This is a genomic window from Vibrio sp. 2134-1 (genome assembly GCF_033339495.1).
Genome location: NZ_JAWOUS010000944.1, coordinates 1 through 521 on the forward strand (window position 1 = coordinate 1; position 521 = coordinate 521).

A 521-nucleotide genomic window follows, 5' to 3' on the forward strand; every position below is an offset into this window, starting at 1 on the left:
AAACTTCACTTTTGCAACCTTTCCTGCGACTTCCGTTGCTGCCTTTTGATTTTCCGATAACGTTACTTTCGATAACCCCACTTCCTTTTGTATTGCACGCAGAAGTGATTCAATTGGTCTTTCTACACCGGATAAAACTCTTGATTGCTCTGTTGCTAAAGCCAAACTCGGAGCTTGTTTAAGCTGAACATCCTCTATCAGAGTTTTCCACTCATTGACATAATCTTGATAATAGCGGGCTTGAACCCCCTGAATAGCACTATCATGATCAATTTCATGAGCTTTAAGATCATCCCCATACACCCAGTTTTCTTCCATCAATCCTTTGACGGTGCGATTAATCTGAATTTGGAAAATGCTGTGAAAACCGTTGTAGGTATAAAAACCGGAAATACCTTGCGATAGAGGTTTTCCACTTGCTCGCTCAAATTGTTCTAAACCTTTAGGTCCTAACACGTCTGTTAAACGGAAAGACGGAACGTGGCTTTTAGCAAACTGCATCTTCATACGCTGATATGCAC

Annotated in this window: 1 protein-coding gene; it reads right to left on the bottom strand. The window is 41.1% G+C overall.

Annotated elements, in window-relative coordinates; translation table 11 throughout:
- Positions 1-521 (bottom strand): ImcF-related family protein (locus R7R78_RS29390; RefSeq protein WP_318119901.1); only part of this gene is annotated, 521 nt, incomplete at both ends.